This window comes from Burkholderia sp. IO2 (assembly GCF_029522185.1).
Lineage (GTDB): Bacteria > Pseudomonadota > Gammaproteobacteria > Burkholderiales > Burkholderiaceae > Burkholderia > Burkholderia cenocepacia.
Genome location: NZ_JAKWFH010000055.1, coordinates 41,072 through 49,488, shown reverse-complemented (window position 1 = coordinate 49,488; position 8,417 = coordinate 41,072). Strand labels below are relative to the sequence as shown.

Sequence of the window (8,417 nt, the reverse complement as noted above, 5' to 3'; positions counted from 1 at the left end):
GCACGGCCCGGCGCAGGCCCCGCGCCGGCTCGGCGGCCCGCGGCGTTGGCCCGCGCGGCGGCGTGGCCGCGCGCGGGCGGCTGCGATTACTTCGCGAGCGTCCGGTACGACACGAGGTCGTTGATCGGCCCGATTTCCGGTCCGGTCGCGCCGGGGCGCGTGGCGACCTGCACGACCTTTTCGAACATGATGATGAACGGCGAGTTCGCGAGCACGGCCTTCTGCAGCGCTTCGTAACGCTGCGCGCGTTTCGCGGGCGACGGCTCGACGAGCGCGGCTTCGGTGTCCTTCGTCAGTTGCGGAATGTTCCAGCTGTTGCGCCACGCGAGCATCTTGGTCGGCGACTGGTCCGAGTTGTCCGGATTCCACGCGAAACCGCGCGCGTTGCTGTTCGGGTCCATGTAGTCGGGCGACCATTCGCCGATGAAGATGTCGTGTTGGCGCGCGCGGTACTTGCCGATCGCCTGCTTCGCGTCGCCCGGGATCAGCTTCACGCGGATGCCGCCCTGCGCGAAGTTCGCCTGCAGCGCCTGCGCGATCTCGAGGTACGGATAGTCGTTCGGCATGTCCATCGTCACGTCGAAACCGTTCGGCAGGCCGGCCTTCGCGAGCAGCGCCTTCGCCTTCGCGACGTCCTGCTTGTACGGCCGCGCGTTCGACGCGCCGAGGAAGCCTTCGGGCAGGAAGGTCTGATGCACCTTGTAGGTCGTACTGACGACGTTGCGCTGGATGCCGTCGTAATCGACGAGCCACTTCATCGCCTGCTGCACCTCGGGCTTCGCGAGATTCGGGTTCTTCGTGTTCAGGCTCAGGTACAGCAGGGCCGACACCGGCCACGACGCGACCTTGATCTTGCCGGCCTTCGACAGCGCGGCGAGGCTGTCGGGGCTCAGGTTGCGCGCGGCGTCGGCGTCGCCGTTCTCCAGCAACAGCCGTTGCGCGGACGCTTCGGGCACGTGGCGCAGCACCACGCGCTTCATCGGGTATGGCGTGCGGTATTTGTCGAAGCGCTGCAGCACGATGGTTTCGTTCGGCGTCCACTTGACGAGCTGGTACGGGCCCGAGCCCGCGTCGTTGGTGCGCAGCCAGCCGCTGCCGAAATCGTTGCCTTGCTGGTGCGACAGCAGCAGCTTTTTATCGAAGACCGAGGCCGGGCATGCGCTCAGCACGTTGAGCACGAAGCTCGGCGCGTATTTGCGGTCGGTTTCGAGCACGACGGTTTGCGGATCGACCACGCGCACCTTTTGCGTCACGTTCGCCTTCGTGAGGCCGAGATCGGCGAGCACGCCGGCCGGCCCCTTGTCGAGCAGGATGGTGCGCTGCAGCGACCACGCGACGTCGTCGGCGGTCACCGGGTTGCCGGAATGGAACGTGAGGCCCGGGCGCAGCTTGAACGTGTAGGTCACGCCGTCGGCGCCGACCGTCCACGATTGCGCGATCTGTCCGTCGAAGCGCGTCGGGTCCTTCAGGTCGACGCGCACCAGCCGCTCGTAGGTGTTCGCGACGTATTCGGACGGCACCAGCTCGTAGATCCCGCTCGGGTCGAGGGTCGTGAATTCGCCGAGCTGCGTGGCGACGACGAAGATGCCGGGCGGCGTGGCAGCCTGCGCCGGCAGCGCCGGAACAAGCGCGACGAGCGCGGCGCTGACGAACAGCCGGGACAGCAGGTGCTTCATGCGGGCTCCATCGAAAGGGAATCGTGGTGCGATTCTCTCATCGACGGGCACCCGGATGAAAATATTCGGCGGGCGCGCCGGCTGGCGCGTGGCGACGGGCAGGGCGGGCGCCCGGCGCGGGAGGTGGTCAGATCGCGCAGCGTGCGATCGCGAAGCGCATCGCTTCCTCGGCCGGCTCGCTGCCGGAGCCCCGCACGACCTTGATCACCGAGCCGTTGCCCGACGGCGTCAGCGTGACGAAGTACGAATTCGAACCGACGGCGATGTCGGTCACGCCGTTGTGCTGCGATTGTTCGGTGCCCGACAGGCGGCTGTCGAGGCAGTTCGCGACCGCGTAGGCCGGGCGTTGCGACGACACGTAGATCATCGGCGCGGCACCCGAGCCGGCCGAGTCGGACGAGGGCGCGGAACCGCAGGCGGCGAGCAGGGCGGCGGGAAGGAGCAGCAGGAATCGTTTCATGGTCGGTCGTCGGGTGTCTCGTATCGAGGCTGGGGCGCGGGGTAGCGAAACGCGAAGCTTCGCGACGAAACCGCCCGGAATCGGGCCGCTTTTGGCGGACGACGAGACGGCGGGCGGCTGACGACGGAGTATACCCGCAGCATTTGACGCCGTTGGCGCGTTGAAACGATTCGATACACAACGAGCGCCCGCTGCCGGACGGGCGCTTGCTCGGTGCTCGCCGTTACCGGCGGATCCCGCGGTCGTCGCGATGCCGGTGCACGGAGCGGCGCCGCAACGCATGCGGGTCAATGCGCGCCGGCCGCCGCCGCATCGGCATCGCCGCCGCCCGAGCGCGACGGCTTCGTGATCCAGATGAGCGGGATGATCGCGATGAAGATGATCGCCGACACATAGAAGATGTCGTTCAGGCCCATCACGGCCGCCTGCGAATCGACCGATGCATTGAAGAACGCGAGCGCCGAATCGGGGCTCAGGTGCAGCAGCGAACGGGTCGTGTCGAGTTGCTGCGTGAAAACCGGATTGGTGACGCTCGCCTGTTCGGTGAGCCGCACGTGGTGCAGGATCGTGCGGTCGTTCCACGCGTTGCTGATCAGCGACGTCCCGACCGCGCCGCAGAACGTGCGGCCGAAATTCGACAGGCCGGCCGCGGCCGGAATCTTCTCCGGCGGGAGCCCGGACAGGATGATCGACGTCAGCGGCACGAAGAACATCGCCATCGGAATGCCTTGCAGCAGCGTCGGCAGCACGAGATCCCAGTGCGACACGTCGGTGTAGAACGTGGTGCGCATCATGAACACGACCGCGAAGCCGACGAATGCGAGCGTCGCGATATAGCGCGGATCGGTGCGCGGCAGCAGGCGCCCCATGACCGGCGTGAGCAGGATCGCGAACACCCCGAGCGGCGCGGTGGCGAGCCCCGAATCGACCGCGCGGTAGCCGAGATAGCCCTGCATCCATTGCGGCAGCAGCACGAGCGTGCCGAAGAACATCCCGTACGCGACGGAGATCGCGATCGTGCCGCCCGCGAAATTGCGCTGCGTGAAGAGGCGCAGGTCGACGATCGGATTGGCTTCGTTCAGCTCCCACACGAGGAAGAACGCGAAGCCGATCAGCGCGACGATGCCCAGCGCGACGACGACGGGCGAATTGAACCAGTCGAGATCCTTGCCCTTGTCGAGCATGATCTGCAGCGATGCGACCCACAGTACGAGCAGCAGCAGGCCGACCGTATCGATCGGCAGGCGGCGCGTGGCCGATTCGCGATCGCGGAACACGAACCACGTGACGGCCGCCGCGAAGAAGCCGACCGGAATGTTGATGTAGAAGATCCACGACCAGTTGTAGTCGTACGTGATCCAGCCGCCGAGCGACGGCCCCGCGATCGGCCCGACGAGCGCCGTCATCGACCACAGCGCGAGCGCCGTCGACGACTTCTGCCGCGGCCACGCGCCGAGCAGCAGCGCCTGCGACAGCGGCGCGAGCGGCCCCGCCACCGCGCCTTGCAGGATCCGCGCGGCGAGCAGCGTCGGCAGGTTCGGCGCGATCCCGCACAGCCACGACGCGAACACGAACAGCAGGATCGACGTGACGAACAGGCGTACCTGGCCGAAGCGCTGCGTGAGCCAGCCGGTGAGCGGAATCGACACCGCGTTCGCCGCCGCGAAGATCGTGATCACCCATGTGCCTTCGTCGACCGACACGCCGAGGTCGCCCGAGATCGTCGGGATCGCGACGTTCGCGATCGACGAATCGAGCACGTTCATGAACATCGCCAGCGATACCGCGATCGTGCCGATGACGAGCCGGCCGCCCGACAGCGGGCCTGAAGACGAGGGAGAGGGCATGGCGTTCCTGCGTGATGGACGAAGGCCGTACGGCGCGCGCCGTACGCCGCGCATGGATGTGACGTGCAATGCGGGGACGAAGCGCGAAACGAACGGGCGCACGCACGCCGCACGGCGGCCCGACAAGCGGCGCGGTCGCGTGCGGTGTGCGGTTCGATCGGTGAATCGGAATGGCGAAGCCGGGGCGGGCTTCGCGGGGCGGCTATCGCCGCTCAGGAGGGTGCGACGCGCGTGACGCGTCGGCGGGCAGCACTCACATGGCTGCCGTGGCGTGTGTGGTCGTTTTTCATCGCCACAGGCTAACCATGCGGCGAACGACGATCAACGCTTGCGCGCTCATTAATTCCTTTCCTGCGCTGCAATAATGTAGTCGACGTGCATCGATTGCCGGCCGTGCGAGGCGGTTACGGCGCGGTTCGCCAGGTGGCGAACAGTTCGGTGAGGAACTCGACGAATGCCCGCACCTTGCTGTCGAGCGTCGCGCGGCTCGGATAGAGCGCGTGAAGCTCGACATCGTTCGTACGGTGCCAGTCGGGCAGCACGATCTCGAGCTCGTTCCTCGCGAGCCGTCGCGCGGTGAAATGCGTGGAGATCAGCGCAATGCCGCCGCCGCTCGTGGCCTGGCGCAATACCGTGACCGATTCGTTCGAGATCAGCACGGGCTGCACCGGGACGTCGGCCCGCTCGCCGTCGGTGTTGCTGAGCCGCAGCGTCAGGCCCGGCGCATCGCGGCCGACGAACAGGATGTCGTGTTGCGCGAGATCGTCCGGCGTGCGCGGCCGGCCGGTGCGATCCAGGTAGGCCGGGCTCGCGGCGAGCTTCGCATGCGACCAGCCGAGCGAGCGCGCGACGTAGCCCGAATCGTTCAGCAGACCCGCGCGCAGCGCGACGTCGAAGCCATGCTCGACGAGGTCGAGCGGACTGTTGTCGTAGATCAGCACCAGCTGCACCAGCGGGTAGCGCCGGCGGAATTCGGCGAGCGCCGGTTCGAGCTGGAACAGGCCGATCGCATAGGGCACCAGCACGCGCAGCGTGCCTTCGGGGTCGGTGCGAAGCGTGCGGACCTGGCGGTCCGCGTCGAGCAGGATGTCCTCGGCGCGCAGGCAGCGATCGTAGTAATCGCGCCCGGCTTCGGTGACCGACACGCGGCGTGTGGTCCGGTACAGCAGTTGCACGCCGAGATCGTCCTCGAGGTGCTTGACCTTGCGGCTCACGCGACTGAGCGGCATGTCGAGTTCCACGGACGCGGCGGTGAAGCTGCCGCGTTCCACTACGCGCAAGAAGATTCGGATGCTATCGAGGTCCATACAAATTGGTTACGTGTTCAACCTGCGCGCATCTTACCGTTGTCGGTCCTGCCACTGCATTTTCATGTCAGTTGTCCAGATTATTCCGTGCGCTGCAATACCGCATTCCGTTTCGGCCGGTAGTGGCGCGCGTCGCACGCTCGTATGCTCGACGCATGAAATTTTCCGTCCCCGGCCTGCCGCCGATCGCGGCCGTGCGCGCCGCGCTGCGCGATGCGTGGCCCACCTTGCCGCCGGGCGCGCTCGGCTTCGCATTACGCAATACCGCCGCGTCGTTGCTCGCGCTCTATATCGCGTTCCGCATGAATCTCGACGATCCGATCTGGGCCGCCTCGACCGTGTGGATCGTCGCGCAGGGCAGCCGCGGGATGGGGCTGTCGAAGAGTCAGTACCGGATTCTCGGCACCGCGATCGGGGCGACCGTGGCGCTCGCGCTGACCAGCGCATTCGAGCAGACGCCGCAATTGTTCCTGCCCGCGCTTGCCGCGTGGATCGGCCTGTGCGCGGGCATCGCGACGTTCCAGCGGAATTTTCGTGCGTATGCGGCGGTGCTCGCGGGCTATACGGCCGCGATCGTCGCGATGGACGCGGTATCGGCGCCGCTGCATGCGTTCGATATCGCGGTCGCGCGGTTTCTGTACGTGGTGGTCGGCATCCTGTGCGGTGCGCTGTTTGAAACGGTCTTCGCACCGGGCGCGCCGCTGAAGGACGTCCGCACGCGGCTCGCGCGCTATCTCGACCGCGCGGTGGCGGTCGGCGCGGGCGCGCTGCGCCGCGAGCCGAACGACGCGGCCGTGCACCGGTTGTTCGCGGACGCGCTCGAACTCGACACGGCGGCCGAATACGCGGCGGCCGGCGCGCCGCCGGTGCGCAACATGATCGGCCATCTGCGCGTGGCGGCGCTCGGCGTGCTCGCCGCGCAGGCTGCCGGGCAGGCGATCCGCGAGCATGCGGCGCGCGCCGGCGGTGCGCCGGAGCCGCTCGTCGACGAGGCGGCAGGCGTGCTCGACCGGGTCGCCGTGTCGGGCGACGCGGGGCACGAGATGGCGGCGCTGCGCGCACGGGTGGACGCCGCCCTGCGGGTCGAAGCGGCCGTGCCGGCCGGCACCGACACGTCGCGCCTGCTCACGCTCGACCGGCTGTCGGCGCTGCTCGGCGGCTTCGACCGCGCATTCGCGAGCCAGGCATTGCTCGAGCGGCCGGTGCCGCCGCCTGCACGCGTGCGCTATGCGTTCCACCGCGATCCGGTGCTCGCGTGTCACAACGGCGTCCGCGCGTTCATCGCGGTGCTGGCCGCGTCGGCGATCTGGATCTTCACCGCGTGGCCGGCGGGCGGCGGGTTCGTCGCGATCACGGCGGTGGTGAGCGCACTGTTCTCGACACGCCCCAATTCGGTGCGCGCGATCGTCGGTTTCATGAAAGGCACGGCATGCGCGGCGGTCGCGGGCGTCGTCTGCAACTTCGCGCTGCTGCCTGCGGTATCGGGCTTCGAGATGCTGGCCTACATCCTCGGCGTGTTCCTGATCGGCACCGGGCTGGCGATACGCCATCCGCGCACGGCCGCGATGGGCAGCGCGTTCTCGATCTTCTTCTGGAATTTCACGTCGCCGGACAACACGACGCGCATCGGCGACGCCGCGTTCCTGAACAGCGCGCTCGCGACGCTGCTCGGCATCGCGTTCGGCGCGCTGGTGTTCGCGCTGGTGTTTCCGGGTGATCCCGGCACGAGCCGGCGACGCCTGCATCGCGCGGTGCGCCGCGATCTGATGCGGATCGCGCGCGATCCGCGGGCGTGGTCGGCGAGCGCGTGGCTGAGCCGCACGGCCGACCGGCTCGCGCGCGAGCTCGGGTTCGCGGGCAGCGTGCCGCAGACGCAGATCGAGCACGACATGCGCGATCTGCTCGCGATCTGGGGAATCGGCGACAGCCTGCTGGCGCTCGCTGAACTGGCCACGCGGGAACCGGCCGCGCGCCGCGCGGCGGCGGCGGTGCGCGAGCGCGTTGCGCGGGCGGATTTCGCGCGGCTCGAACGGAGCTGCGACGCGGCGGCCCGCCTGTTGCGCCGTCGCGTGGCCGCGCGCGACGGCGACGCCGCGCATGCGTTGCTGAATGGCGTGGTCCTGCTGCGGCGGATCGCGGATGCGGCCGCCGAGCATGGCGACTTCCTGGCCGGCCGCGATCGGGCGGGGCGGCCGGTCAGGTGAGGCGGTACGACGGGCCGGGCGTCACCTCGGCCGGCAGCGGCTCGCGGTTCAGTTCGAGCAGCGTGCGCTCGATCTGCCGCGTCATCGCATCGAGCGCGAGATGGTTCGGCCCGTCGCCGAACGGTTCGGCGATCGCATGCGCGATCGCGTCGAGCGCGATCAGCGTATAGGCGACGAAAACTGTTACAAAAGGTGTCGCCGCGCCGATCGAATCGACGAGGCCGAATGGCAACAATACGCAATATGCGTAGATGGTCCGGTGCAGCAGCACGTCGTATGAAAACGGAATCGGCGTCGACGCGATGCGCTCGCAGCCGCTCACCATCGCGACGAGATCGTCGAGGCGCGCATCGAGCATCCACAGCCGCGTGTCGGCGAGCTGGCCCGCATCGGCGCGCGCGGCGAACGCTTCGCGCAGCGCGTGCACGACGACGACCGGACGAAACCGGGCAGCGGCGACGCGCGTATAAGTCGCGCCGTCGAGCAGCCCGCGCAGGTCCGCGGCCGGATCGGTGCCGCGCAGCTGATGCTTGAGCGTGTAGACGAATGCGACGACCGTGCGCACGAACGCGCGGCGCGATGCGTCGTCACGGCCGACCGCGCCGTAGCAGAGCGCCTGCGACACCAGCGTGCGCGTGGCGGTCAGCACGCCGCCCCACAGCTGCCGGCCCTCGCGATAGCGTTCGTAGCTGGCGTTGTTGCGAAACCCGGCGAAGATCGCGAGCGTCAGGCCGATCAGCGTGAACGGCGTCGGATTCAGCGGCACCTTCTCGCCGAGCACGCGGCCGCCGCCCCAGACCGCGACGAGGCTGATCGCGAGCGTCAGCACGAGTTGCGGCAGGATGGTCGGCAGCACCGAGCCGTTCCAGACGAGCAGCATCCGCAGCCAGTGCTCGCGCGGACGAACGATCATCGTCGTGCTC

Annotated in this window: 6 protein-coding genes; 1 reads left to right on the top strand and 5 read right to left on the bottom strand. The window is 68.5% G+C overall.

Annotated features, from left to right (window positions below):
• Positions 1 to 86: 86 nt before the first annotated feature.
• The 4 genes from MMB92_RS28195 to MMB92_RS28180 form a co-directional block, all read right to left on the bottom strand.
• Complete coding sequence (locus tag MMB92_RS28195; RefSeq protein ID WP_048988045.1) at positions 87 to 1,676, bottom strand: ABC transporter substrate-binding protein; 1,590 nt, start codon at positions 1,674 to 1,676, stop codon at positions 87 to 89.
• Between the two features lie 127 nt (positions 1,677 to 1,803).
• Positions 1,804 to 2,136 (bottom strand): hypothetical protein, encoded by a 333-nt coding sequence (locus MMB92_RS28190; protein ID WP_006483835.1) that lies wholly within the window; start codon positions 2,134 to 2,136, stop codon positions 1,804 to 1,806.
• A 287-nt stretch (positions 2,137 to 2,423) separates the two neighbouring features.
• A complete protein-coding gene (locus MMB92_RS28185; protein ID WP_077021180.1) occupies positions 2,424 to 3,983 on the bottom strand; it encodes a DHA2 family efflux MFS transporter permease subunit in 1,560 nt (519 codons plus the stop codon).
• Between the two features lie 404 nt (positions 3,984 to 4,387).
• Entirely contained in the window at positions 4,388 to 5,290 is a 903-nt protein-coding gene (locus tag MMB92_RS28180; protein ID WP_277563090.1) for a LysR family transcriptional regulator, read from the bottom strand.
• Between the two features lie 155 nt (positions 5,291 to 5,445).
• On the opposite strand from MMB92_RS28180, the gene MMB92_RS28175 reads away from it, so the two are divergent.
• Positions 5,446 to 7,494: an FUSC family protein gene (locus MMB92_RS28175; protein WP_277563089.1), complete on the top strand. Its 2,049-nt coding sequence runs from the start codon at positions 5,446 to 5,448 to the stop codon at positions 7,492 to 7,494.
• On the opposite strand, the gene MMB92_RS28170 is transcribed toward MMB92_RS28175, so the two are convergent.
• Positions 7,487 to 8,407, bottom strand: coding sequence for a bestrophin family ion channel (locus tag MMB92_RS28170; protein WP_062885600.1), 921 nt, complete (start codon positions 8,405 to 8,407; stop codon positions 7,487 to 7,489). The genes MMB92_RS28175 and MMB92_RS28170 overlap by 8 nt on opposite strands.
• Positions 8,408 to 8,417: the final 10 nt, after the last annotated feature.

Coding starts and splice junctions, on each gene's coding strand:
- MMB92_RS28195 (WP_048988045.1), bottom strand. CDS start 1,676: ATGAAGCACCTGCTGTCCCGGCTGTTCGTCAGCGCCGCGCTCGTCGCG.
- MMB92_RS28175 (WP_277563089.1), top strand. CDS start 5,446: ATGAAATTTTCCGTCCCCGGCCTGCCGCCGATCGCGGCCGTGCGCGCC.
- MMB92_RS28190 (WP_006483835.1), bottom strand. CDS start 2,136: ATGAAACGATTCCTGCTGCTCCTTCCCGCCGCCCTGCTCGCCGCCTGC.
- MMB92_RS28185 (WP_077021180.1), bottom strand. CDS start 3,983: ATGCCCTCTCCCTCGTCTTCAGGCCCGCTGTCGGGCGGCCGGCTCGTC.
- MMB92_RS28170 (WP_062885600.1), bottom strand. CDS start 8,407: ATGATCGTTCGTCCGCGCGAGCACTGGCTGCGGATGCTGCTCGTCTGG.
- MMB92_RS28180 (WP_277563090.1), bottom strand. CDS start 5,290: ATGGACCTCGATAGCATCCGAATCTTCTTGCGCGTAGTGGAACGCGGC.